The 23,835-nt window shown below is 53.2% G+C and carries 22 protein-coding genes, 2 tRNA genes and 3 other RNA genes; 14 read left to right on the top strand and 13 right to left on the bottom strand.

Annotation, left to right across the window (positions count from 1 at the left end; genetic code table 11):
- Nucleotides 1-15: 15 nt before the first annotated feature.
- The gene (locus EDF73_RS23690; protein ID WP_132731452.1) at nucleotides 16-888 is read left to right on the top strand and encodes a fructosamine kinase family protein; all 873 of its coding nucleotides are present in this window, start codon (nucleotides 16-18) and stop codon (nucleotides 886-888) included.
- Between the two features lie 18 nt (nucleotides 889-906).
- On the opposite strand, the gene tonB is transcribed toward EDF73_RS23690, so the two are convergent.
- Nucleotides 907-1,650, bottom strand: a complete 744-nt coding sequence (gene tonB / locus EDF73_RS23685) for a TonB system transport protein TonB (RefSeq protein ID WP_132731451.1) — start codon at nucleotides 1,648-1,650, stop codon at nucleotides 907-909.
- A gap of 210 nt (nucleotides 1,651-1,860) precedes the next feature.
- Here tonB and EDF73_RS23680 point away from each other — a divergent pair, with 210 nt between their 5' ends.
- Nucleotides 1,861-2,157 carry a YciI family protein gene (locus tag EDF73_RS23680; RefSeq protein WP_132731450.1) on the top strand — a complete coding sequence of 99 codons (297 nt, stop codon included), beginning with the start codon at nucleotides 1,861-1,863 and terminating at the stop codon, nucleotides 2,155-2,157.
- 50 nt (nucleotides 2,158-2,207) lie between these two features.
- Here the strand turns inward: EDF73_RS23680 and EDF73_RS23675 are convergent, their stop codons facing one another.
- Nucleotides 2,208-2,381: a YciY family protein gene (locus tag EDF73_RS23675; RefSeq protein ID WP_004863385.1), complete on the bottom strand. Its 174-nt coding sequence runs from the start codon at nucleotides 2,379-2,381 to the stop codon at nucleotides 2,208-2,210.
- Between the two features lie 143 nt (nucleotides 2,382-2,524).
- Here EDF73_RS23675 and cls point away from each other — a divergent pair, with 143 nt between their 5' ends.
- Together cls and EDF73_RS23665 are read left to right on the top strand one after the other, a co-directional pair.
- Nucleotides 2,525-3,985: a cardiolipin synthase gene (gene cls / locus EDF73_RS23670; protein ID WP_132731449.1), complete on the top strand. Its 1,461-nt coding sequence runs from the start codon at nucleotides 2,525-2,527 to the stop codon at nucleotides 3,983-3,985.
- A 34-nt stretch (nucleotides 3,986-4,019) separates the two neighbouring features.
- Nucleotides 4,020-4,349 carry an HI1450 family dsDNA-mimic protein gene (locus tag EDF73_RS23665; protein ID WP_132731448.1) on the top strand — a complete coding sequence of 110 codons (330 nt, stop codon included), beginning with the start codon at nucleotides 4,020-4,022 and terminating at the stop codon, nucleotides 4,347-4,349.
- A 173-nt stretch (nucleotides 4,350-4,522) separates the two neighbouring features.
- Here EDF73_RS23665 and oppF read toward each other — a convergent pair whose 3' ends face one another.
- The 6 genes from oppF to EDF73_RS23635 form a co-directional block, all read right to left on the bottom strand.
- Nucleotides 4,523-5,527 (bottom strand): murein tripeptide/oligopeptide ABC transporter ATP-binding protein OppF, encoded by a 1,005-nt coding sequence (gene oppF, locus EDF73_RS23660; RefSeq protein WP_132731447.1) that lies wholly within the window; start codon nucleotides 5,525-5,527, stop codon nucleotides 4,523-4,525.
- Entirely contained in the window at nucleotides 5,524-6,537 is a 1,014-nt protein-coding gene (locus EDF73_RS23655) for an ABC transporter ATP-binding protein (RefSeq protein ID WP_132731446.1), read from the bottom strand. Before EDF73_RS23655 ends, oppF begins: the two co-directional genes overlap by 4 nt.
- An 11-nt stretch (nucleotides 6,538-6,548) precedes the next feature.
- A complete protein-coding gene (oppC, locus tag EDF73_RS23650) occupies nucleotides 6,549-7,457 on the bottom strand; it encodes an oligopeptide ABC transporter permease OppC (RefSeq protein ID WP_132731445.1) in 909 nt (302 codons plus the stop codon).
- A gap of 14 nt (nucleotides 7,458-7,471) precedes the next feature.
- Nucleotides 7,472-8,392: an oligopeptide ABC transporter permease OppB gene (oppB, locus tag EDF73_RS23645; protein ID WP_132731444.1), complete on the bottom strand. Its 921-nt coding sequence runs from the start codon at nucleotides 8,390-8,392 to the stop codon at nucleotides 7,472-7,474.
- A gap of 84 nt (nucleotides 8,393-8,476) precedes the next feature.
- On the bottom strand, nucleotides 8,477-10,108 hold the full coding sequence (gene oppA, locus EDF73_RS23640; protein ID WP_132731443.1) for an oligopeptide ABC transporter substrate-binding protein OppA: 1,632 nt from the start codon (nucleotides 10,106-10,108) through the stop codon (nucleotides 8,477-8,479).
- A gap of 750 nt (nucleotides 10,109-10,858) precedes the next feature.
- Nucleotides 10,859-11,506, bottom strand: a complete 648-nt coding sequence (locus EDF73_RS23635) for a YchE family NAAT transporter (protein WP_132731442.1) — start codon at nucleotides 11,504-11,506, stop codon at nucleotides 10,859-10,861.
- Nucleotides 11,507-11,981: 475 nt separating this feature from the next.
- Between EDF73_RS23635 and adhE the strand changes: the two genes are divergently transcribed.
- Entirely contained in the window at nucleotides 11,982-14,660 is a 2,679-nt protein-coding gene (adhE, locus tag EDF73_RS23630) for a bifunctional acetaldehyde-CoA/alcohol dehydrogenase (RefSeq protein WP_132731441.1), read from the top strand.
- Between the two features lie 306 nt (nucleotides 14,661-14,966).
- Here the strand turns inward: adhE and tdk are convergent, their stop codons facing one another.
- Nucleotides 14,967-15,584, bottom strand: a complete 618-nt coding sequence (gene tdk / locus EDF73_RS23625; RefSeq protein WP_132731495.1) for a thymidine kinase — start codon at nucleotides 15,582-15,584, stop codon at nucleotides 14,967-14,969.
- 685 nt (nucleotides 15,585-16,269) lie between these two features.
- Here tdk and hns point away from each other — a divergent pair.
- On the top strand, nucleotides 16,270-16,677 hold the full coding sequence (gene hns, locus EDF73_RS23620; RefSeq protein ID WP_004863421.1) for a histone-like nucleoid-structuring protein H-NS: 408 nt from the start codon (nucleotides 16,270-16,272) through the stop codon (nucleotides 16,675-16,677).
- A gap of 116 nt (nucleotides 16,678-16,793) precedes the next feature.
- Here hns and galU read toward each other — a convergent pair whose 3' ends face one another.
- The 3 genes from galU to rssA form a co-directional block, all read right to left on the bottom strand.
- Nucleotides 16,794-17,696, bottom strand: a complete 903-nt coding sequence (galU, locus tag EDF73_RS23615; RefSeq protein WP_132731440.1) for a UTP--glucose-1-phosphate uridylyltransferase GalU — start codon at nucleotides 17,694-17,696, stop codon at nucleotides 16,794-16,796.
- A 198-nt stretch (nucleotides 17,697-17,894) separates the two neighbouring features.
- Nucleotides 17,895-18,908: a two-component system response regulator RssB gene (gene rssB / locus EDF73_RS23610; protein ID WP_132731439.1), complete on the bottom strand. Its 1,014-nt coding sequence runs from the start codon at nucleotides 18,906-18,908 to the stop codon at nucleotides 17,895-17,897.
- Between the two features lie 90 nt (nucleotides 18,909-18,998).
- Nucleotides 18,999-19,895, bottom strand: coding sequence for a patatin-like phospholipase RssA (gene rssA, locus EDF73_RS23605; RefSeq protein ID WP_132731438.1), 897 nt, complete (start codon nucleotides 19,893-19,895; stop codon nucleotides 18,999-19,001).
- Between the two features lie 111 nt (nucleotides 19,896-20,006).
- On the opposite strand from rssA, the gene EDF73_RS23600 reads away from it, so the two are divergent.
- The 7 genes from EDF73_RS23600 to EDF73_RS23570 all read left to right on the top strand — a co-directional run bounded on the left by EDF73_RS23600 (nucleotide 20,007) and on the right by EDF73_RS23570 (nucleotide 22,250).
- Nucleotides 20,007-20,465 carry a YchJ family protein gene (locus EDF73_RS23600; RefSeq protein WP_132731437.1) on the top strand — a complete coding sequence of 153 codons (459 nt, stop codon included), beginning with the start codon at nucleotides 20,007-20,009 and terminating at the stop codon, nucleotides 20,463-20,465.
- Nucleotides 20,466-20,507: 42 nt separating this feature from the next.
- Nucleotides 20,508-21,350: a formyltetrahydrofolate deformylase gene (purU, locus tag EDF73_RS23595; protein WP_132731436.1), complete on the top strand. Its 843-nt coding sequence runs from the start codon at nucleotides 20,508-20,510 to the stop codon at nucleotides 21,348-21,350.
- Nucleotides 21,351-21,509: 159 nt separating this feature from the next.
- Nucleotides 21,510-21,594: transfer RNA gene (locus tag EDF73_RS23590), tRNA-Tyr, on the top strand.
- A gap of 43 nt (nucleotides 21,595-21,637) precedes the next feature.
- Nucleotides 21,638-21,769: non-coding RNA, RtT sRNA (locus tag EDF73_RS23585), on the top strand.
- A gap of 39 nt (nucleotides 21,770-21,808) precedes the next feature.
- Nucleotides 21,809-21,893, top strand: a tRNA-Tyr gene (locus EDF73_RS23580).
- A 46-nt stretch (nucleotides 21,894-21,939) separates the two neighbouring features.
- Nucleotides 21,940-22,072: non-coding RNA, RtT sRNA (locus EDF73_RS23575), on the top strand.
- Nucleotides 22,073-22,118: 46 nt separating this feature from the next.
- Nucleotides 22,119-22,250: non-coding RNA, RtT sRNA (locus tag EDF73_RS23570), on the top strand.
- Between the two features lie 126 nt (nucleotides 22,251-22,376).
- Here EDF73_RS23570 and EDF73_RS23565 read toward each other — a convergent pair.
- The gene (locus tag EDF73_RS23565; RefSeq protein WP_132731435.1) at nucleotides 22,377-22,820 is read right to left on the bottom strand and encodes an Lrp/AsnC family transcriptional regulator; all 444 of its coding nucleotides are present in this window, start codon (nucleotides 22,818-22,820) and stop codon (nucleotides 22,377-22,379) included.
- 108 nt (nucleotides 22,821-22,928) lie between these two features.
- On the opposite strand from EDF73_RS23565, the gene EDF73_RS23560 reads away from it, so the two are divergent.
- A complete protein-coding gene (locus tag EDF73_RS23560; RefSeq protein ID WP_132731434.1) occupies nucleotides 22,929-23,825 on the top strand; it encodes a DMT family transporter in 897 nt (298 codons plus the stop codon).
- The last annotated feature ends 10 nt before the right edge of the window (nucleotides 23,826-23,835 follow it).

Here is a 23,835-nt window from a genome sequence, read left to right as displayed (position 1 = left end):
AAGGGGAGAGACAGCATGTGGCAAGCTATCAGCACTTTGTTAAGCGATTGGCACACTGAAGCAGCTGAAATCGAACTGCGCAACGAACTGCCCGGCGGAGAAATTCACGCGGCCTGGCATTTACGCTTCGGTGGGCGGGACTACTTTGTCAAATGTGATGAACGTGAGCTTCTGCCTGTCTTCACCGCTGAAGCGGATCAACTTGAGCTTCTTTCGCGGAGTAAAACCGTCAGCGTGCCGCAGGTTTACGCCGTCGGCAGCGATCGCGACTACAGTTTCCTGGTCGTGGAATACCTGCCGCCTCGCCCGCTGGACGCGCACAACGCCTTCTTACTTGGCCAGCACATCGCGCATCTGCATCAGTGGAGCGATCAGCCGCAGTTCGGGCTGGATTTTGATAACCACCTTTCCACCACGCCGCAGCCTAATGCCTGGCAACGCCGCTGGTCGACCTTCTTTGCCGAGCAGCGTATCGGCTGGCAGCTGGAGCTGGCGGCCGAAAAAGGGCTAAACTTCGGCAACATCGACAGCATTGTCGATAATGTGCAGCAGCGCCTCAGCAGCCACCAGCCTCAGCCATCCTTACTGCACGGTGATTTGTGGTCCGGCAACTGCGCGCTGGGGCCAAACGGGCCCTATATCTTCGATCCCGCCTGTTACTGGGGAGACAGAGAGTGCGATCTCGCCATGCTGCCGCTGCATCCGGAGCAGCCGCCGCAAATATACGACGGTTATCAGTCCGTCTCGCCGCTCCCGTCCGGATTCCTCGAGCGCCAGCCGGTTTATCAGCTGTACACGTTGTTGAACCGGGCTATTTTGTTCGGCGGCCAGCATCTGGTGACGGCGCAGAAAGCGCTGGATGAGGTCTTAATGGAAAAGGCTCCCTGAGGAGCCTTTTGTTAGCAATTAGCTAATCTGTACGCCTTTCAGGCGGAACTGAATATTCATGGTGATACCGTTCCCCGGTTTGCCGGGTTCGTAGCGCCATTTGCGCAGCGCGTTTTTCACTTCCCGCTCAAACATGTTGGCCGGCTGGGCAGAGAGAATCACCACGTTGTCCACCCGGCCATCCGGCGTCACATCAAATTTGACGCGCACATTCCCTTCGATACGCAGCGCCTGAGCGCGAGGCGGGTAGCTCGGCTCACCGCGGCTCAGCGCCCGCGGGCCGCTCGGCGCGGTTACCGTTGGCTTCGCGGTAGCCGTTGAGGTGCTGGGTGCCGTCCGCGCAGGCTGCGTATTGGTCGTTTCAAACGGCGAGGCCGGCCGCGGTTCCGCCGGTCTGACTTCACGTTTCGGCTGTTCGACCTTTTTCTCCGGCTTCGGTTTCGGTTTGGGCTTCGGCTTCGGTTTGGGCTCGGGTTTATGAATCACGACCGGCGCTTCTTTTGGCGGCTCCGGTTCGGGTACCACTTCCGGCTCAGGCTCCGGCTCAACAACGGGTTCAACGACCGGCTGCGCCGCCTGAGGAGGTTCCAGATCTGCCGGGGCCACCATGGTAACCTCGATAGGCTGAGAGGGAGACGGTCGTTCAATAACCTGATGTACCGAGGTATAAAGCAACCCCGCCACAACGGCACCGTGGATAGCCACGGACAGCAGCGTCGGCCACGGGAAGCGGCGAGGTAAATCAAGGGTCATTGCGCTCATAGTCGTTTCTGTTGAAAAATGATGCCCCGATTTTAAATGCAAATAGCAATCATATTCAATAAGCCTTGTTCGCTTGCAGCAAAATTTGCTGCGTTTTGTGGGAAAAACTCCCCAAAACAGGGCATTTTAAGCCGATGAGCATCTTTGCGTTGCAGTCCACGGCGGATTCACTTAACGTGATTCGCCTGTTTATTGATAAGGAGCCTTGCCGTGCTTTACGTTATCTACGCTGAAGACATCGCCGATTCCCTGGAAAAGCGCTTGTCGGTACGCCCCGCCCACCTGGCACGTTTACAACTATTACATGATGAAGGCCGTCTGCTGACCGCCGGGCCCATGCCTGCCGTCGACAGCAATGAGCCTGGCGCTGCAGGATTTACCGGTTCAACGGTGATTGCGGAGTTCGAATCACTGGAAGTGGCGCAGGCATGGGCAAATGATGACCCTTACATTGCCGCGGGCGTTTATCAGAACGTCTCCGTGAAGCCTTACAAAAAGGTATTCTGAGGCCACCCGGCAGCAAAATAACAGAGGCACCATAGACGGTGCCTTTTATATCAGTACTCAGTGAAGACAAACAGCAGGGAACCACGTTGTCGTTTCACCAGTTCCTTCCGGATGGAAAGGATGCGCATATTGCGGCGCGACTGGGCTTCCAGCCAGCGCGATTTACGGCGACTCACCTGTCTTAGCATGCGCCAGCGCCCTACTTCCGTTCTACTACGCTTCATTGCTACTACTCTACGAGTGAAAACAGACCACATTATAAACCGATGCATCTGGCTGACCAACGCTTTCGCTGCGTTTTTATTTGCCAGATGAATGTTGATGCGTAAACTCATGACATAAAGTCATTCAAAAGGATTTTTCATTTATGACAACCTTTTACACGGTGGTGAACTGGCTGGTCATCCTCGGTTACTGGTTACTCATCGCCGGTGTAACGTTACGCATACTCATGAAACGGCGCGCCGTCCCCTCAGCAATGGCATGGCTGCTGATTATCTATATTCTCCCGCTGGTCGGTATTATTGCCTATCTCTCCTTTGGCGAACTGCACCTCGGCAAACGCCGGGCGGAACGAGCCCGCGCGATGTGGCCTTCGACGGCCAAATGGCTCAATGACCTCAAAGCCTGCAAACATATTTTTGCCGATGACAACAGCCCGGTAGCCGAGTCGCTGTTCAAACTTTGTGAACTTCGCCAGGGGATAGCCGGCGTCAAAGGCAACCAGCTGCAGCTGCTCACCGAATCTGACGACGTCATGCAGGCGCTGATTCGCGATATCCAGCTGGCCCGCCACAATATCGAGATGGTGTTTTACATCTGGCAGCCGGGCGGAATGGCCGATCAGGTCGCAGAGTCACTGATGGCCGCGGCGCGGCGCGGCGTCCACTGCCGCCTGATGCTGGACTCCGCCGGCAGCGTCGCCTTTTTCCGCAGCCCGTGGGCGGCGATGATGCGTAACGCCGGCATCGAAGTCGTCGAAGCGCTGAAGGTCAATCTGATGCGTGTTTTCCTGCGCCGGATGGACCTGCGCCAGCATCGTAAAATGGTGATGATTGATAACTATATTGCCTATACCGGCAGTATGAACCTGGTTGACCCACGCTTCTTTAAGCAGGATTCTGGCGTGGGCCAGTGGATTGATTTGATGGCGCGGATGGAAGGCCCGGTCGCGACCGCGATGGGTATCGTTTACTCCTGCGACTGGGAAATTGAAACCGGTAAGCGTATTTTACCGCCGCCGCCGGATGTCAATATTATGCCCTTTGAGGAAGCCAGCGGACACACCATCCACACGATCGCCTCCGGCCCCGGTTTCCCGGAAGACCTGATTCATCAGGCGCTGCTGACCGCAGCCTATTCGGCCAAAGAATATCTGATCATGACCACCCCCTACTTCGTGCCCAGCGACGATCTGCTCCATGCGATTTGTACTGCGGCCCAGCGCGGTGTCGACGTCAGCATTATTTTACCGCGTAAGAATGACTCGCTGCTGGTCGGCTGGGCCAGCCGCGCCTTCTTTACCGAACTGCTGGCCGCCGGGGTGAAAATTTACCAGTTCGAAGGCGGCCTGCTTCATACCAAAAGCGTACTGGTGGACGGCGAGCTTAGCCTGGTCGGTACCGTGAATCTCGATATGCGCAGCCTGTGGCTCAATTTCGAAATCACCCTGGTGATCGACGATGTCGGGTTCGGCGGCGATCTGGCGGCCGTGCAGGATGATTATATTTCCCGTTCGCGCCTGCTGGATGCCCGCCTGTGGTTAAAACGTCCGCTCTGGCAGCGGATCACCGAGCGACTGTTTTACTTCTTCAGTCCGTTGCTGTAAAACGTGCCAATCAGATGTTTAATGGGTAGCAATCATGGATATGGATTTAAACAATCGCCTGACCGAAGATGAAACGCTTGAGCAGGCTTACGATATCTTTCTCGAGCTGGCGGCGGATAACCTCGACCCGGCCGATATCATTCTTTTCAACCTGCAGTTTGAAGAACGCGGCGGCGCCGAGCTGTTTGACCCGGCGGCGGACTGGCAAGAACATGTCGACTATGACCTCAACCCGGACTTTTTCGCTGAAGTGGTGATTGGCCTGGCCGATACCGATGGCGGCGAGATTAACGATATCTTTGCTCGCGTGCTGCTGTGCCGTGAAAAAGATCATAAGCTGTGCCACATTCTGTGGCGTGAATAAGCTTCCGCTTCAGTATCGCTGCATATAAACAATGGCTGCCGCTCATCTCCCCGGCAGCCATTTTATTTTCCTTCTCGCGCCGGCTTCGACAATTCACCGCCGCGGGCGTTGCCAAAAGTGACAACCACGTTAATCTCGCAGAAAAAAGGGCCGACCTACGTCAGCCCCGGAGATTATAACGGGTCTACCTTGAGGCAGGAAACCGCATGACGGAAACTGCCCTCCAGCACCGGCCGCGTTTTAGCGCATTCCGGCCCGGCTATCGGGCAGCGCGTGCGGAAAACGCATCCCGACGGCGGGTTAATCGGCGAAGGCAACTCGCCTTCCAGCAGCTGGATGGTTTTGTTTTTTTCCAGATCCGGGTCCGGCACCGGCACCGCGGACATCAGCGCTTTGGTATAAGGGTGCAGCGGGTTGTGGTACACCTCATCGTAGGTGCCCAGCTCCACGGCGTGGCCCAGATACATCACCAGAACACGATCGGAAATGTGCTTCACCACCGCCAGGTCGTGGGCGATGAAAATCAGCGACAGCCCCATTTCGCGTTGCAGCTGTTGCAGCAGGTTGACCACCTGAGCCTGAATCGAGACGTCCAGCGCCGAGACCGGCTCATCACAGATAATCAGCTTCGGCTCAAGGATCAGCGCGCGGGCAATCCCGATACGCTGACATTGCCCGCCGGAGAACTCGTGCGGATAGCGGTTAATCAGGTTCGGCAGCAGGCCGACTTTCATCATCATCGCTTTGACCCGGTCACGGACCTCCTGACGCGCCATTTTCGGATGATAGGTGCGCAGCGGCTCGGCAATAATTTCACCGATGGTCATTCGTGGATTCAGCGAGGCCAGAGGATCCTGGAAGATCATCTGGATATCGCTGCGCACGGCGCGCCACTCTTCCTGCTTCATACCTAACAGATCTTTACCAAGCCAGGCCACTTTGCCGTCGGTCGCTTTGACCAGACCAATAATCGCGCGGGCAAAGGTCGATTTACCACAGCCGGATTCCCCAACCACGCCCAGGGTTTCCCCTTCGTAGAGGCGCAGCGTCACCCCATCCACCGCTTTCAGCGTTTTAGCAGGCTGCCAGAACCACTGTTTACCGTCCTTGATATCGAAATGGACTTTCAAATCGGCGATTTCGAGCAGGACTTTTCTTTGTTCCGTTACGGCGTTCATAGCAGATCCCCTACTGGTTGAAAGCAGGCGCGCAAGCGGCCCGGTGCAAACTCCTCAAGAGGTGGAGCGCTATGACAAATCTCCATCGCATGCGGACAACGCGGCTGGAACGGGCAGCCTTTTGGCAAACGCAGCAGGTTTGGCGGGTTGCCGGGAATGGTCAACAGCGACTCACCTTCCGCATCCAGACGCGGAACCGCATTCAGCAGGCCGATAGAATACGGATGCGAAGGATGATAAAAGACATCCCGCGCCAGGCCGTATTCCATGGTGCGCCCGGCGTACATCACCAGTACCTTGTCGCAGATCCCGGCCACCACGCCGAGATCGTGGGTAATCATCACGATCGCGGTATTGAATTCGCGTTTTAGCTCGTTCAACAACGTCATGATTTGCGCCTGGACCGTGACATCCAGGGCGGTGGTCGGTTCATCGGCAATCAGCAACTTAGGCCGGCACAACAAGGCCATGGCGATCATCACACGCTGGCGCATGCCGCCGGAAAACTCGTGCGGGTACATTTTCATACGCTTCCGCGCTTCCGGCATTTTCACCGCATCCAGCATCTTCACCGACTCTTCAAACGCTTCGGCTTTGCCCAGATTTTTATGCAGCATCAGGACCTCCATGAGCTGCTCGCCGACTCGCATATACGGGTTCAGGGAGGTCATCGGATCCTGGAATATCATTGAAATTTGCTCGGCGCGCAGCTTATTCAGCTCATGTTCCGGCAGATTGAGGATCTGGCGGCCGTTAAACAGAGCCGACCCGCCGATATGGCCGTTGGAGGCCAGCAGCCCCATCAGGGCGAAAGCGGTCTGCGACTTGCCGGATCCCGACTCGCCGACGATACCCAGCGTTTCTCCCGCCCGCAGGCTAAAGTTGAGATCGTTTACCGCCGTGACATCGCCATCTGGCGTGGTAAAGGTTACGCGCAGATCTTTGACATCCAGCAGCAGCCCGGATTGTTGCTGCGCCTGCGGCGCTTTTGCCGTTTCAATTATGCTCATGACGGCGCTCCTTAGCGATCTTTCGGGTCGAGGGCATCACGCAGGCCATCGCCGATAAAGTTAAAACAAAATAGCGTCACCACCAGGAACCCCGCGGGAAATAGCAGCAGCCACGGCGAGACTTCCATCGAGTTCGCGCCATCGCTGAGTAACGCCCCCCAGCTGCTCAGCGGTTCCTGAGTCCCCAGGCCAAGGAAGCTTAAGAAGGATTCGAACAGGATCATGCTCGGCACCAGCAGCGAGGCGTAGACCACCACCACACCCAGTACGTTAGGCACGATATGGCGCACCACAATACTGAACGTTGACACCCCACCGACCTGCGCCGCTTCAATAAACTCTTTGCGCTTCAGGCTCAGCGTCTGGCCACGAACAATACGCGCCATATCGAGCCAGGAGACCATCCCGATAGCGACGAAAATCAGCAGGATATTCTGCCCAAAGAAGGTGACAAGGAGGATGACGAAGAACATGAACGGGAAGGAGTTGAGGATCTCCAGCAGACGCATCATCACCGAATCCACTTTGCCGCCCAGATAGCCGGAGAGCGAACCGTAGAGCGTACCGAGAATCACCGCCACCAGCGCGGCGGCGACGCCGACCATCAGCGAGATACGTCCGCCGATAGCCACACGGACCAGCAGGTCGCGGCCGGAAGAGTCGGTACCAAAGTAGTGACCGGACTCCATATCCGGCGCGCTGGACATCATGCCCCAGTCGGTATCGAAATAGGAAAACTGCGACACCATGGGCGCAATGGTCACGAACAGCGCGATAATCACCAGCACAATCAGGCTGGCAACGGCGGCGCGGTTATGCATAAAGCGACGGCGGGCATCCTGCCACAGGCTACGTCCTTCAACTTCCAGTTTTTCACTGAAGTTCTCCAGCGCCTCGTTGTTTTTCTTACTTAACATCATGGCGAACCCCAGCTTCAATAGCGAATCTTCGGATCGATAACGGCATACAGCACGTCGACGATCGCGTTAAACAGAATAGTCAGCGCGCCGACCAGGATAGTCAGACTCAGCACCAGTGAATAGTCGCGGTTAAGCGCGCCATTGACGAACAGCTGACCGATACCTGGAAGACCGTAGATGGTTTCGATGACCATTGAGCCGGTGATGATCCCCACAAATGCCGGGCCCATATAAGACAGGACGGGCAGCAGCGCCGGTTTCAGCGCATGACGGAAAATAATGCGCCGCATCGGCAACCCTTTTGCCCGCGCGGTGCGGATAAAGTTGGAATGCAGGACTTCAATCATCGAGCCGCGGGTAATACGCGCGATGCTGGCGATATAGGCGAGCGACAGCGCCACCATCGGCAGAATCATAAATTTCAGCGCCCCGCCGTTCCAGCCGCCACCGGGTAACCAGTGCAGGGTGATGGCGAATATCAGCACCAGCAGCGGTGCGACGACAAAGCTGGGTATCACCACCCCGGTCATCGCCACCCCCATCACCGCATAATCCCATTTCGTGTTTTGCTTCAGCGCCGCAATTACCCCGGCAGTAACGCCGAAAATCACCGCCAGAAAAAATGCCGCGGCGCCTAATTTTGCCGAAACGGGAAAGCTCCCCGCCACCAGATCATTAACGGAATAATCTTTGTATTTAAACGACGGTCCAAAATCACCATGCGCAAGCTGTTTCAGATAGCTGAAATATTGCGTGGAAATAGGATCGTTCAGATGATATTTCGCTTCGATGTTCGCCATCACTTCCGGCGGGAGCTGCCGCTCTCCGGTAAACGGACTTCCCGGAGCCAGGCGCATCATAAAGAAGGAAATCGTAATAAGAATAAATAGCGTCGGAATCGCTTCCAGACAACGACGTAGAATAAATTTTAACATTGCCCGTACCTTCTGGCGTGTGCCTTTGCACTGCTCTCAAATAAGACACTGTGGGGCAGTCACTGACTGCCCCACCTGTTGCCATTAATGCTTAATAATATAAAGATCTTTGGTATAGACGTTATCCATCGGATCTTTACCGGTGTAGCCGCCAACCCACGGTTTCACCAGACGGGCGTTCACGTAGTAATAAACTGGAACGATGGCTGAATCTTTATCCAACTGCTGCTCGGCTTTATCATACAGGGCCGTACGCTGAGCCTCGTCCGTTGCCTTAGTGCTTTCTGTCATGATCTTATCGAACGCCGGGCTCTTATAGTGCGCGGTGTTCATCGAGCTGTCGGACAGCATGGTATTCAGGAAGGAGGTTGGTTCGTTATAGTCTGCACACCAGCCCGCGCGCGCCACGTCATAGGTCCCCTGATGACGCGTGTCGAGGAAGGTTTTCCATTCCTGGTTTTCCAGCTTGACGTCTACACCAAGATTTTTCTTCCAGATGGAGGCGGCGGCGATCGCCAGCTTTTTGTGCAGATCGGACGTGTTGTACAGCAGGTTGAAGGACAACGGTTTGTCAGCCGTGTAGCCAGCTTCAGCCAGCAGCTTTTTCGCCTCTTCGTTGCGTTTTTCCTGCGACCATTTAAACCACTCAGGAACGGTCAGCTTCGCGCTGTCGGTATACGGCGGCGTATAGCCATAGGCCGGAATATCCCCCTGACCTTTTACTTTATTCGCAATAATATCGCGGTCGAGTCCCATCTTGAGCGCGGTACGCACGCGCGGATCGGTAAATGGCGCTTTCTGGTTATTAATCTCGTAATAGTAGGTGCACAGATACGGATCCACGTGCAGTTCATTTGGAATTTCTTTTTTCAGCTTCTGGAACAGCTCAATAGGCAGCTGGTTATAAGTCATATCCAGTTCGCCACTGCGGTAGCGGTTAACGTAGGTCACTTCGGAAGAGGTCGGCAGCCAGGTCACTTCATCAATAACCGTTTTGCTGTTGTTCCAGTAGTGAGTATTACGTTCCATAACGATACGTTCGTTAACGACCCAATCTTTCAGTTTATAAGCGCCGTTGGATACAATATTGGCAGGCTGAGTCCACTTCTCGCCAAACTTCTCGATGGCAGGTTTATAAACCGGAGACATGGATGAGTTGACCAGCAGCTTATAGAAATAAGGGACGGCTTCGCTGAGGGTGACCTCCAGCGTGTGATCGTCAATAGCCTTCACGCCCAGTTCGGTCGGTGCCTTTTTACCGTCGATAATCTCATCGACGTTGACAATATGGCCATACTGCGGATAGCTCGCATACGGAGAGGCGGTTTTCGGATCCACCAGACGTTGCCAGCTATAAACAAAATCCTGCGCCGTTACCGGCTCGCCGTTGGACCATTTCGCGTCTTTACGCAGATGGAAGGTCCACACTTTAAAATCTTTATTGTCCCAGCTCTCAGCGACGCCCGGAACCGGATGTCCATCGACTGGCGACGTTACCAGCAGACCTTCAAACAGGTCGCGGCTAATATTGGATTCCGGCACCCCTTCGATTTTATCGGGGTCCAGCGACTGCGGCTCTGCGCCGCTGTTACGCACAATGGTCTGCTTTGCTGCTAACGAGACACCTGCTGGCACATCTGCCGCCGCTGCGTTTCCTGCAATAAATGCAGCGAGAACACCTGCTGCAATAAGGCTTTTTCTTGTGATGATGGTCATTGCGTTGTTACTCCATTCATTATAATTACTGGCTATATAACCAGCCTGTTTTTTCCCCTTGCGGGATTCTGTACAGTGCAGGAGTTTATGCTGCTGTCAGACTTTAGTGCTTGCTATCACCGACTTATTTATTACGGCTGCTCAAACGGCAACCTTGACGTCGATTCTTTCTCCCCGCGGTCGGGGTTTTTTATTCGCAACGAGTTATTTAATAATAATTCTCATTTACGCGTATTATTCGGTTATCGAACACGCCGGAAAGTACCAAAAGGCTTTCGCCTCCGCCAATGCAATTTGCAAATATGTTACCGGATTCTCTTTTATGGCGCTTTCCGCGCCGGGATTTTGTCCACTTCTGACGCGGAAAAATCTTTAAAATCGATATTTTTCATGCAGATACGATTACCCTGTCGTTCTACATCCCGCGATATGGCATTAAGATGCTTTTTTGTACGAAAATTTAACAATAGGTTATTTTTTAGCACATTCATCTACACCGATAGTGAAATTACTAATATCATTTCAATTATCCAACGGCAAGCGCCAGAGAATGATGTGAAGAAAATAACAATGGCTGGGATGTGAGGCGCAGACAGCAGAAAGCAGGAAAACGACATAAAGAATTGATTAATAATGTTTTTTAAAACCATTACCAAAAGTTATCTTTCGCGGCTATATCACCTTTGTTAATATCTTTTGCTAATAATGAAGCAAACGCGGAGCGCTAAGCTCCGCATCGTATTCATTGGTTTAAGCCAGCAGACCAGGAAACAGCGCTTTTATTCCGGTGACGATAAACTCAATCCCCAGCGCCATCAGCAGAAGCCCCATAATACGCGTAATGACGTTGATTCCCGTTTGCCCCAGCAGACGGACCAGCCATGGCGCGATGCGGAAAATCCCCCAGCAGCACAAGGCAAAAAGAGCGATCGCCACTGAGAAGCCCAAAAGATTCGCGACCGTGTGGTAACGCGTCCCCCAGACGATAGTTGAACTGATCGCTCCCGGCCCCGCCATTAAAGGCAGCGCCAGGGGAACCACGCCAATACTTTCACGAATCGCCGTTTCTGATTTCTCCTGCTTATTTTGCTTATCTTCCCCCAGCTTGCCGCTAATCATCGACATCGCGATGGTAACCACCAGGATCCCGCCGGCAATGCGGAATGAATCAATAGAAATGCCGAAGATTTGCAAAATCGCATCACCCAGAAAGAGGGAAGTCAGCAGAATGATCGCCACCGAGAGATTGGCAGTCAGGTTAGTCTTATTGCGGATCGCTGCCGTCTGGTAGCTGGTCATACTAATGAAGACGGGTATGATGCCCACCGGGTTAACCAGCGCAAATAACCCAATGAAAAACTTGAAATAAGCTGAAAAATCAAACAACGGTTGAGTCACAGTGCGCTCCGCAGCATCATTAAAAATGGCTGTTGACAGTTAATAGCATAAAATATTCGCGCAGAAGATACGCTTTTTAATAGCATAATTCATCTCAAATATGCATATCGCTGTGACAAAATCGCATGTTATAGCGTTGCTTAACGATCGCTACCTATTCACTTATTTTGCATATCTATCGCCACACTTGATTTGATCGGTTAAAAAATAGACTGCTGAAAGGTGTCAGCTTCACGCAAACTTGATCTAAATCAGTAAATCGTACTCAGAAGTGAGTAATCTTGTTCACACCAAGAGAGTGCAATACAGCGGTACCTGAGAATTACAGATCTCAAGCTTAGTTAGTAAATCAATGAAGTCAGCGGGGCCAAAATCGATACGTTAACATTAAGATGCAAGCTGTTAACACCCTGTCTATACTGACAAATCGAGCTACTGATTTACTAAAAAAGTTTAACATTATCAGGAGAGCATTATGGCTGTTACTAATGTCGCTGAACTTAACGCACTTGTAGAGCGCGTAAAAAAAGCCCAGCGTGAATATGCCAGTTTCACTCAAGAACAAGTTGATAAGATCTTCCGTGCCGCCGCTTTGGCCGCCGCAGATGCTCGAATCCCTCTCGCAAAAATGGCCGTTGCCGAATCTGGCATGGGCATTGTCGAAGACAAAGTGATCAAAAACCACTTCGCTTCCGAATACATTTACAACGCTTATAAAGATGAAAAAACCTGCGGTGTTCTCTCTGAAGACGACACTTTCGGTACCATTACCATCGCTGAACCTATCGGTATTATTTGCGGTATCGTACCGACAACCAACCCGACTTCTACAGCAATCTTTAAATCACTGATCAGCCTGAAGACCCGCAACGCGATCATCTTCTCCCCACACCCGCGTGCGAAAGATGCAACGAATAAAGCGGCTGATATCGTTCTGCAGGCGGCGATCGCTGCCGGTGCGCCGAAAGATCTGATCGGCTGGATCGACCAACCGTCCGTTGAGCTGTCCAACGCGCTGATGCATCACCCGGATATTAACCTGATCCTTGCGACCGGTGGTCCAGGCATGGTTAAAGCGGCCTATAGCTCCGGTAAACCGGCCATCGGCGTTGGCGCAGGTAATACTCCGGTGGTGATCGACGAAACCGCGGACGTTAAACGAGCGGTCGCTTCCGTGCTGATGTCTAAAACCTTCGATAACGGCGTTATCTGTGCTTCCGAGCAGTCCGTGGTCGTTGTTGACTCGGTTTATGACGCGGTTCGCGAGCGTTTCGCCAGCCACGGCGGCTACCTGCTGCAGGGTAAAGAGCTGAAAGCGGTTCAGGACATCATTCTGAAGAACGGCGCGCTGAACGCCGCGATCGTGGGTCAGCCGGCATACAAAATTGCTGAACTGGCAGGCTTCACCGTCCCGGCTACCACCAAGATCCTGATTGGCGAAGTCACCGACGTTGACGAAAGCGAGCCGTTTGCTCACGAAAAACTGTCTCCGACCCTGGCGATGTACCGTGCGAAGAACTTCGAAGACGCAGTGGATAAAGCGGAAAAACTGGTGGCGATGGGCGGGATCGGCCATACCTCTTGCCTGTACACCGACCAGGACAACCAGCCGGCTCGCGTCGCGTACTTCGGCCAGATGATGAAAACCGCACGTATCCTGATTAACACCCCGGCTTCTCAGGGTGGTATCGGTGACCTGTACAACTTTAAACTCGCGCCTTCCCTGACTCTGGGTTGTGGTTCCTGGGGTGGTAACTCCATCTCTGAAAACGTTGGTCCAAAACACCTGATCAACAAGAAAACCGTTGCTAAGCGAGCTGAAAACATGTTGTGGCACAAACTTCCGAAATCTATCTACTTCCGTCGTGGCTCACTGCCAATCGCACTGGATGAAGTGATTACTGATGGTCACAAACGTGCGCTGATTGTGACTGACCGCTTCCTGTTCAACAACGGTTACGCTGACCAGATCACCTCGGTGCTGAAAGCATCCGGTGTTGAAACCGAAGTCTTCTTTGAAGTTGAAGCGGACCCGACGCTGACCGTTGTGCGTAAAGGCGCAGACCTGGCGAACTCCTTCAAGCCGGACGTTATCATCGCCCTGGGCGGTGGTTCCCCGATGGATGCTGCGAAAATCATGTGGGTGATGTACGAACATCCGGAAACCCACTTCGAGGACCTGGCGCTGCGCTTTATGGACATCCGTAAACGTATCTACAAGTTCCCGAAAATGGGCGTGAAAGCGAAAATGATCGCCGTCACCACCACTTCCGGTACCGGTTCTGAAGTGACTCCGTTCGCGGTCGTCACCGACGACGCGACTGGGCAGAAATATCCGCTGGCAGACTACGCGCTGACTCCGGATGTCGCAATTGTCGATGCGAACCTCGTCATGGATATGCCGAAGTCCCTGTGTGCTTTCGGTGGTCTTGATGCGGTTACTCACGCCCTGGAAGCCTATGTTTCGGTACTGGCATCTGAGTTCTCCGATGGGCAGGCCCTGCAGGCACTGAAACTGCTGAAAGAGTACCTGCCAGCGTCCTACCACGAAGGTTCGAAGAACCCGGTAGCACGTGAACGCGTGCACAGTGCAGCGACTATTGCCGGTATCGCGTTTGCTAACGCCTTCCTCGGGGTATGTCACTCCATGGCGCACAAGCTGGGTTCTCAGTTCCACATTCCGCATGGTCTGGCCAACGCCCTGCTGATTTGTAACGTTATTCGTTACAACGCGAACGATAACCCGACGAAACAGACTGCATTCAGCCAGTATGACCGTCCGCAGGCTCGCCGTCGTTACGCTGAGATTGCCGACCACCTGGGGCTGAGCGCGCCGGGCGACCGTACCGCAGCGAAAATTGAAAAACTGCTGGCATGGCTGGAAAGCCTGAAAGCTGAACTGGGTATTCCTAAATCTATCCGTGAAGCTGGCGTACAGGAAGCTGACTTCCTGGCCCACGTTGACAAGCTGTCTGAAGATGCATTCGATGACCAGTGCACCGGCGCTAACCCGCGCTACCCGCTGATCTCCGAGCTGAAACAGATTCTGCTGGATACCTTCTACGGTAACGAGTTCAGCGAAGGCGAAGCTGCCGCGAAAAAAGAAACGATAGCAGCACCGAAAGCCGATAAAAAAGCGAAAAAATCCGCTTAATCGACCCAGGTAACCACCATAAAAGCCTCATCTCCGGATGGGGCTTTTTTTATTCATCGTCTGCTGACGTGAATTTGTTTCCAGCGTTATCCCGGAGAAAAACGGGCGACGCTTTAAACACCCCATACCATTCATCCGCGATGGCGATGAGCCGATTCACCGTGGAAAGAGCCTTATGCGGCACCGGCAGCAAGAGCGCGGCATAAACGCCACAGAGAGGTGTGTCGATTGAGGAAGTGTGGGGAGTGCTACCCGGGCCTCAACAGGCGCCGTGAATGCGCCTGAGAGCCGCTGAACGGGAAGAATTCAGCCCAGGCGGTGCTTACTCTGCACGCGCGTTAAAGAGCCTTCACTTAGCGCTTCTTTATAATGCTTACGACAGACGGACACATAGCGCTCATTACCGCCAATCACCACCTGTTCGCCTTCATTGTAAGGCCGACCTTCCTGATCGAGACGCAAAACCATACTGGCTTTACGGCCGCAGAAGCAGATGGTTTTTAATTCAACCAGCTTATCGGACCACGCCAATAAATACTGGCTGCCGCTAAACAATTCCCCGCGGAAATCCGTTCGCAGACCGTAACACAACACCGGAATATCCAGCTGGTCGACAACCTCTGACAATTCGTGCACCTGCTCACGAGTCAGAAACTGGCTTTCATCCACCAGAACGCAATGCACAGGCTGCTGCGCATGCTCAGCCGCAATATCGGTAAACAGTGCTGTTTGAGGGTTAAACAGTCTCGCCGGCGATGAGAGGCCGATTCGTGAACTGACCTTGCCGGAGCCAAAGCGATCGTCAATTTCAGCGGTATAAACCAAGGCACGCATGCCGCGCTCTTGATAATTGTACGAAGACTGCAACAAGGCGGTCGACTTGCCTGCGTTCATTGCAGAATAGTAGAAATAAAGTTGAGCCATCGGCTGCATAACCCCAATCAATGTGTTTTATCGCGGCAAAATTGTAGCATATTTTCTGTTGTTATCCGCGCTTTCAAAGGGGAGATCGCGCTGAATGTTAGCCCACCGGTGGGGCGATAGATTAAGGTTCTTTATTGAATGGCGGTGGCTGCAATTTGTCCAGCTGACATATCCTCGCCACCGGCGCTGATTGTCCTTTTGTGCGAATCATGGCATTTTTCCGGCGGCTATAACGGTTGTGGCTCCGTGCGTTATATTAAACATCATCGTAACGCTACCCTAAATAATTCGAGTTGCCGTAAGCCGACAAGTGCGCGAGCGTCGATGAGTTTACTCTGGTCAGTGATTCGGGTGAACGAAGGTAGTCAACGCAGTGGTAACCTGAAGTATGACGGGTATAATACGCTAATACTGAAGGGGGATATTTATCCCTGCAAAGTATAATTTTACTCCCGCCCCGCATAGAAAAGCATACTATCTCAGGGTTTTAGCTTAAGGTTGCCACTCATCTATAAGCGAAAAAGATGTGAGGTCGCACGAAAAATTTAACTTAAATTAATTAATTGCCGCGACAAATAACAAGTAATTTTGAATTCCTTACATTCTACCCTATTGCACATCTGATTATATCGCTCTATTATTAGTTCAACAAACCACCCCACAATATAAGTTTGAGATTACTACAATGAGCGAAGCACTTAAAATTTTGAACAACATCCGTACTCTTCGTGCGCAGGCAAGAGAATGCACCCTTGAAACGCTAGAAGAAATGCTGGAAAAATTAGAAGTTGTCGTTAACGAACGTCGCGAAGAAGAAAGCGCTGCGGCTGCTGAAATTGAAGAGCGTACCCGTAAACTGCAACAATACCGTGAAATGCTGATTGCTGATGGCATCGATCCAAATGAACTGCTGAGCACAATGGCGGCAGTAAAAGCGGGTACCAAAGCTAAACGCGCTGCGCGTCCGGCTAAATACAGCTACGTTGATGAAAACGGCGAAACCAAAACCTGGACGGGTCAAGGCCGCACTCCGGCAGTGATCAAAAAAGCAATGGACGAGCAGGGTAAAACCCTCGACGATTTCCTGCTTTAATCGATCTGTATTTGAAAAAAATCCCGCCGCGGCGGGATTTTTTTTATCTACGACTCAGGCATAAAAAAACCGGGAAACGATACTCGCTCCCCGGCTATCATGGCTATTGAAAACGATTACTTCGCTACCGCTTTTTCCAGCCAGGCTTTAAAATCCGGGCCGAGGGATTTATGACGAATGCCATATTCCACGAAAGCCTGCATATAACCCAGTTTATTACCGCAGTCATGGCTCTTGCCTTTCATATGATAGGCTTCAACCGTTTCCTTCTCGATCAGCATATCGATAGCGTCGGTCAGCTGGATTTCATCACCGGCTCCCGGAGGCGTTTTTGCCAGCAGCGGCCAAATATCCGCGCTCAGCACATAGCGGCCAACGACGGCAAGATTAGACGGCGCAACATCCGCTTTCGGCTTCTCGACCACGCCAACCATCGGCACGCTTTCACCCGGCTGCAGTGACTCGCCTTTGCAGTCAACCACGCCATACGCGGTCACGTCAGCGACAGGCTCAACCATGATCTGGCTGGATCCCGTTTCATCAAAGCGCGCGATCATTTCCGCCAGGTTATCGCGGGAAAGATCGGATTCGAATTCATCCAGAATAACGTCTGGCAGAATAACCGCAACCGGCTCATCGCCCACCACCGGATGCGCGCAGAGAACCGCGTGGCCGAGACCTTTCGCCAGCCCCTGACGAACCTGCATAATGGTGACATGCGGCGGGCAAATAGATTGTACTTCTTCCAGCAGCTGGCGTTTAACACGTTTTTCCAGCATCGCTTCCAGTTCAAAACTGGTATCAAAATGGTTTTCGATAGAGTTTTTTGAAGAGTGGGTCACCAGGACAATTTCAGTAATCCCGGCCGCAATACATTCGTTAACAACGTACTGAATTAAAGGCTTATCTACCAGTGGCAGCATTTCTTTCGGAATAGCCTTGGTGGCGGGTAGCATCCTGGTGCCTAATCCCGCAACCGGGATAACAGCTTTTCTTACTTTAGAATTAAGGGCAGCCATTGAAATCTCCTGGACTGTTCGTTTTTTAAACTTTCCGTTAATATTAACGCATCGAGTATATCAGCCCACTCAGGCAAACCTGGTCTGAAAAGGTTTGGATGCCCGCGAATTAGGACTTTTACTTATAAATCTCAACGATAGTACCACTGCAAAACAGAGGCTGGTAATCCTACCAGCGTAAAAATAACCCCCAACTGTTCATTCCGCAGACAACATCAGGCGTAAACGCCCGCCTCCCCCCCAAATTTGGCACTGCCATGATGCGCAGCGTTGACTAATTTGATTGAGATAGGCATTACCCAATGTGCCTAACGGAACGCCATTGCTAATCTGCACCTGATGTTCCCCGGTATTGAGGGTGCCATTCAGGCCCGCAGAAACCAATATCAAATTTTTCAAACCGCTATGGTAATAGCCCACCAGCAACGGAAATTGCCCGGGTAAATTCGCCTGGCGCAGTAATTGGTTGACCTGTTTTAACAGGTTGCCCATTTCAGGTAAACGCTGCCCCTGATGGGCGAGCTGTTCTTGCAACAAACCATTAAACAGCGCCCGCAGCAATAACGCGGCAAGCACCCCATTATCACCGGCGCGTGTGACATCCAGACAATAAAAGGCCAGATCGTTTTCTGATAATGGCGCAATATCCAGCACCAGGCCGGGCTTATCGGCTGACACCAGCTGGCGATAATGAATCCGGCACTTCGATATTTCCTGCTGTACCGGGGGCTGTAGTTCCTGCAGCAGTCTCGACGCGGCCTTCGGGTCGCTCACCAGCGCATCCCAGTCCTCAAACAACCGCTCTTCTTCTTCTACCCGCGAATTGAACATATTGGGGTACAAACAGGCATACACCGTTTCGCGCAGGCGATTAAAATCCTTTACCGGTTTTAACAGCACATCCTGAACGCCAAGACGCAGCGCTTTGGCGATGTCCGCCATATTTTCCGTCGCCGAAATCATCAGAATCGGCAGCTGTTCGCCCTGGCTACGCAGATACTCCACCAGCTGGAGGCCATTCATTCGCGGCATCGATATGTCGCAGATCATCAGGTCGGGTTTTGACTCGGCCATCTTCTGGAGAGCTTCAACGCCGTCCTCCGCCTGCACGGTTGTCGCACCCAGCGAAGTGAGCCAGGAGTGCAAGAGCGAGCGGAAAACGGCTTCGTCTTCAACTATCAGAATCTGTTTTCCCGCCAATGGCTGCGTCATGGTCTCTCCTCTGGCTGACGATAATTAAATAGTGGCATGCAATTCACACTATCGCCCGTCAGAATTTACTTAAGTCTCAGACAAAGGGTGTCACACCGCGGTGCGCACCAGAGGTAATAGTTCATCCATTTTCTTTTCAACCGCCAGATGCCCGGCAGCAATGGCCTCACCGGCCCGATGAAAATCAAGCGTGGAGATCTGTGGGCAAAAGGGTTGTAGCAGAATGTCGGGGGGATCGCCCGCCATGCGATTGCGTTTCAGGCGATTTTCCAGGACCTGAATAGAGGTCGACATAATCTCCATCGCCGTCGGCGTCGCCGCACGCCGGGAGGTCATGCCGGTCAGGCGCGCGCGAATTCGCGAATGCCAGGAGAAATCTTTGTCCTCTTCGGGCTGTGGCTTTTCAATGGACCACATATCCTGCTGCATCAGATGCGCGTCATGCTGCAGGTCTACGGCGATGACGATATCCGCGCCCAGCGCACGCGCCAGAGAAACCGGAACGGGATTCACCACCGCGCCGTCAACCAACCAGTAGCCATTGTGCATCACCGGCGACATCAGTCCGGGCATACTGCAGGAAGCGCGTACGGCCTGGTGCAAATCGCCCTCGGTAAACCACAGCTCCCGGCCGGTACTTAAATTGGTTGCCACCGCGGCAAAGCGCCGGTCGCAGTGTTCAATCCCGGAGATGGGTAATACCTGCCGGTACTGATTGAAGACGCGCTCACCGCGCAGCAAACCACCGCGACGCCAGGAGAGATCCATCAATCGCAGTACATCCCAGTTACTAAAAGAGGAGACCCATTTCTCAAGAACCGGAAGACGATTACAGGCAAAAGCGGCGCCAACCAGCGCCCCAATAGAACATCCGGCGACGATATCAACTTCAATCCCCGCGCGTTGTAGCGCTTTGATCGCACCGATATGCGACCACCCGCGGGCGGCGCCCGCACCTAACGCCAGGCCAATCTTAAGCTTTCTCATTATTACCGATATACTTCCTTCCACTGCGAACATAGCATCATTGCCACAGCTCAGTTAACATAAAACACTTTGGCGCCAAGGCGCCGTGATACATTTTCCATGGAGGCCAACTTGTCGCCATTATGCCCCTGTGGCAGCGCTCTGGAGTATAGCTCATGTTGCCAGCGATATCTGAACGGCTCGCTGCTTGCGCCGGATCCGTCACACCTGATGCGCTCCCGCTACAGCGCGTTTGTCATGAAAGACGCCGATTACCTGATCAAAACCTGGCACCCCTCTTGCCAGGCGCAGCAGTTTCGTGCCGATCTGGAAAAGGGTTTCGTGAAAACGCAATGGCAAGGCTTAACCGTATTTGCCGCCGATACGGGCAGCCATCCAGACGAGGGCTTTGTCGGTTTCGTCGCGCGATTTAGCGACGATAACCGCCCCGGCGTGATTATTGAACGTTCCAGATTCTTAAAAGAAAACGGACGGTGGTACTATATCGACGGCACGCGACCGACAATCGGTCGTAACGACCCCTGCCCTTGCGGCTCAGGTAAAAAATTTAAAAAATGCTGCGGCCAATAAAACGGCGCCAGCAACTGCAAACACTACAGGATTTTCCTCGCGATGCATTCATTACAACGTAAAGTACTACGCACCATTTGCCCTGACCAAAAAGGACTCATCGCGCGTATCACCAATATTTGTTACAAGCACGAACTGAATATTGTGCAAAACAACGAGTTCGTCGACCATCGAACCGGCCGCTTCTTTATGCGTACCGAGCTCGAAGGTATTTTCAATGACGCCATCCTGCTGGCCGACCTTGATAGCGCCCTCCCCGAGGGTTCCATTCGCGAACTGACGCCAGCCGGTCGCCGTCGGGTGGTTATTCTGGTGACGAAAGAAGCGCACTGCCTTGGCGATCTGCTGATGAAAGCCAACTACGGCGGCCTGGATGTCGAGATTGCTGCCGTCATCGGCAACCATGAAACGCTGCGTTCGCTGGTTGAGCGTTTTGATATTCCGTTCCAGCTGGTCAGTCACGAAGGGTTAACGCGCGAAGAGCACGATAAACAGATGGCCGATGCGATTGAATCCTATACGCCGGATTATGTGGTACTGGCGAAGTACATGCGCGTGCTGACGCCGGAGTTTGTTTCCCGCTTCCCGAATCAAATCATCAATATTCACCACTCATTCCTGCCGGCCTTTATTGGCGCCCGCCCTTATCATCAGGCCTACGAACGCGGCGTAAAGATTATCGGTGCGACCGCCCACTACGTTAACGATAACCTGGATGAAGGTCCGATCATTATGCAGGATGTGATTCATGTCGATCACACCTACACCGCGGAAGATATGATGCGGGCGGGTCGTGACGTTGAGAAAAATGTACTGAGCCGCGCGCTGTATCAGGTCCTCGCCCAGCGGGTATTCGTCTACGGCAACCGGACGATTATTCTTTAATCGATAGAGAAATGAACTGGTTAGGTTTACGCCTTTACGCGTAAAATTCAGGCAACCAGTTTATTTTTATCAACTGAATGCTTTACAGGGGCGCGTCATTTGATATGATGCGCCCCGCTTCCCCAGAAGGAAGCAGGCCAGTACGAAGCATTGCCCCGTGGTGGGGTTCCCGAGCGGCCAAAGGGAGCAGACTGTAAATCTGCCGTCATCGACTTCGAAGGTTCGAATCCTTCCCCCACCACCATTATTTACCACTGCACGGTGGTTACCCCGATGAGTGTTAATGATATTTGCACATATCGGGAAGGGTAAGAACCTTCGCTTAAGGTTCGACTCGAGCGACAGCGAGAGAACGTTGCCACCGGCAACGTCCCGAAGGGTGAGGAGCGAAGCGACGAATAATCCTTCCCCCACCACCATTCATTTTACTGAATGACCTACAATTTGATTCTACCCCTGGTGGGGTTCCCGAGCGGCCAAAGGGAGCAGACTGTAAATCTGCCGTCATCGACTTCGAAGGTTCGAATCCTTCCCCCACCACCATCCTTTTTTGATTACCCGTTACTCCCCAAAAATTCCGCCATCTTATACTCTGCCCATACGGGGAAGGATGAGAAGCTTCGACCAGGGTTCGGCTCGAGCGACAGCGAGAGAACGTTGCCGCAGGCAACGGCCCGAAGGGTGAGGAGCTTTAGCTCCGAATAATCCTTCCCCCACCACCATCCTTTTTTGATTACCCGTTACTCCCCAAAAATTCCGCCATCTTATATTCTGCCCATACGGGGAAGGATGAGAAGCTTCGACCGGGTTCGGCTCGAGCAACAGCGAGAGAACGTTGCCGCAGGCAACGGCCCGAAGGGTGAGGAGCTTCAGCTCCGAATAATCCTTCCCCCACCACCATCCTTTTTTGATTACCTATTATTCCTCAAAAATTCCGCCATCTTATACTCTGCCCATACAGGGAAGGATGAGAAGCTTCGACCAGGGGTAGCCCGGATAAGGCGTTTACGCCGCCATCCGGGGCAGTTACATCGGCGGCAGGCGCCGCGCTACCGGCGAGCTTTTGACCACCGAGGTATTACACTGGGCATGTTCCGCCAGACCATCCAGCAGCGTATCGAGCTGGGCGATATCGCGCACCACCAGCCGCATCACGAAGCAATCCTCCCCCGTGACCTTGTCACATTCAATGCATTCCGGCAGCGCCTGAATATATTTATCGACCTTCTGCAGCAGTCCCGGCAAGGGTTTGACGCGCACCAGCGCCTGCAGGGTATAGCCCAGCGCCGCCAGATTAACCCGGGCGCCGTATCCCTGAATGACCCCACGTTCCTCCAGCCGTTTCACCCGCTCGGCGGTACCCGGAGAGCTCAATCCCACCCGCGCGCTCAGCACCTTGAGCGAAATCCGCGCGTCTTCCGTCAGACAGGCCAGAATGGCGCGGTCGATATTGTCAATTAAGCATTCCATCCTCTTTACCTTATAAATAAAAGCAATATAGCCACTTTACCTTAGATCATGCATTTAAACCTGTCATCTGATTAACGACAATATCGGCATAACACTGGAGGGGGAAAAATGACACACAAGCTGACAGGCGTCTGGCAAATGAGCCTGGCGATGATCATTTCCGGTTCGGTTGGCGTATTCGTCTTACTTTCCGGTTTGCCGGTTATCGATGTGGTATTCTGGCGCTGCCTGATTGGCGCCCTGAGTTTATTCGGCTTTATCTCTCTCGGCCGGCGGCCTTTCCCCCCGTTAACCCGCCTGACGTTGCTGCTGGCGGTACTGGGCGGGATGGCCCTGGTCATCAACTGGCTGCTGCTGTTTGCGGCCTACGCGCGCATCTCCATCGGCATGGCTACCGTGGTCTACAACACGCAGCCGTTTATGCTGGTATTAATGGGCATATTAACTGGCGAACGGGTCAAGCCAATCAAATGGGCGTGGCTGGGGTTAGCGTTTATCGGCGTGGTGGTTCTGTTGTCGAGCGAGCTGGCGCAGCCGCACGGCGCTCAGCTGCTGGCGGGGATTGTTTTAGCCCTCGGCGCCGCCTTTTTCTATGCGTTGACGGCGATAATCACCCGGAAGCTGCACCCTCTTCCACCGCAGCATATTGCCTTTATTCAGGTGGTCGTCGGGACGATAATGCTGCTGCCGCTAGCGCACGTCCCGGATTTTTCTACCGCCTTCCCCTGGCACTATCTGTTGATTCTCGGCGTGGTCCATACCGGTATCATGTACCAGCTGCTGTATAGCGCGATTCAGAAACTCCCCACGCCCGTGACCGGCTCGCTCTCATTTATCTATCCGATAGTGGCGATTGTCGTCGATTATCTGCTCTTTGACCATGCGCTGGCGCCGGTGCAGTTCGCCGGCGGCGCGTTGATCCTGTTGGCGGCGGCGGGAAATAACCTGGGCTGGGGGGAAACGCTCTCGTTAAGTCACAAAAAACCCCGCCGTAGCGGGGTTTGATCGCCTGCAA

This window comes from Klebsiella sp. BIGb0138 (assembly GCF_004342285.1).
Taxonomy (GTDB): domain Bacteria; phylum Pseudomonadota; class Gammaproteobacteria; order Enterobacterales; family Enterobacteriaceae; genus Klebsiella.
This window is presented reverse-complemented; position numbering and strand designations above follow the sequence as displayed.

Coding starts and splice junctions, on each gene's coding strand:
- EDF73_RS23690 (WP_132731452.1), top strand. CDS start 16: ATGTGGCAAGCTATCAGCACTTTGTTAAGCGATTGGCACACTGAAGCA.
- tonB (WP_132731451.1), bottom strand. CDS start 1,650: ATGAGCGCAATGACCCTTGATTTACCTCGCCGCTTCCCGTGGCCGACG.
- EDF73_RS23675 (WP_004863385.1), bottom strand. CDS start 2,381: ATGAAGCGTAGTAGAACGGAAGTAGGGCGCTGGCGCATGCTAAGACAG.
- cls (WP_132731449.1), top strand. CDS start 2,525: ATGACAACCTTTTACACGGTGGTGAACTGGCTGGTCATCCTCGGTTAC.
- EDF73_RS23665 (WP_132731448.1), top strand. CDS start 4,020: ATGGATATGGATTTAAACAATCGCCTGACCGAAGATGAAACGCTTGAG.
- oppF (WP_132731447.1), bottom strand. CDS start 5,527: ATGAACGCCGTAACGGAACAAAGAAAAGTCCTGCTCGAAATCGCCGAT.
- EDF73_RS23655 (WP_132731446.1), bottom strand. CDS start 6,537: ATGAGCATAATTGAAACGGCAAAAGCGCCGCAGGCGCAGCAACAATCC.
- oppC (WP_132731445.1), bottom strand. CDS start 7,457: ATGATGTTAAGTAAGAAAAACAACGAGGCGCTGGAGAACTTCAGTGAA.
- oppB (WP_132731444.1), bottom strand. CDS start 8,392: ATGTTAAAATTTATTCTACGTCGTTGTCTGGAAGCGATTCCGACGCTA.
- oppA (WP_132731443.1), bottom strand. CDS start 10,108: ATGACCATCATCACAAGAAAAAGCCTTATTGCAGCAGGTGTTCTCGCT.
- adhE (WP_132731441.1), top strand. CDS start 11,982: ATGGCTGTTACTAATGTCGCTGAACTTAACGCACTTGTAGAGCGCGTA.
- tdk (WP_132731495.1), bottom strand. CDS start 15,584: ATGGCTCAACTTTATTTCTACTATTCTGCAATGAACGCAGGCAAGTCG.
- hns (WP_004863421.1), top strand. CDS start 16,270: ATGAGCGAAGCACTTAAAATTTTGAACAACATCCGTACTCTTCGTGCG.
- galU (WP_132731440.1), bottom strand. CDS start 17,696: ATGGCTGCCCTTAATTCTAAAGTAAGAAAAGCTGTTATCCCGGTTGCG.
- rssB (WP_132731439.1), bottom strand. CDS start 18,908: ATGACGCAGCCATTGGCGGGAAAACAGATTCTGATAGTTGAAGACGAA.
- rssA (WP_132731438.1), bottom strand. CDS start 19,895: ATGAGAAAGCTTAAGATTGGCCTGGCGTTAGGTGCGGGCGCCGCCCGC.
- purU (WP_132731436.1), top strand. CDS start 20,508: ATGCATTCATTACAACGTAAAGTACTACGCACCATTTGCCCTGACCAA.
- EDF73_RS23565 (WP_132731435.1), bottom strand. CDS start 22,820: ATGGAATGCTTAATTGACAATATCGACCGCGCCATTCTGGCCTGTCTG.
- EDF73_RS23560 (WP_132731434.1), top strand. CDS start 22,929: ATGACACACAAGCTGACAGGCGTCTGGCAAATGAGCCTGGCGATGATC.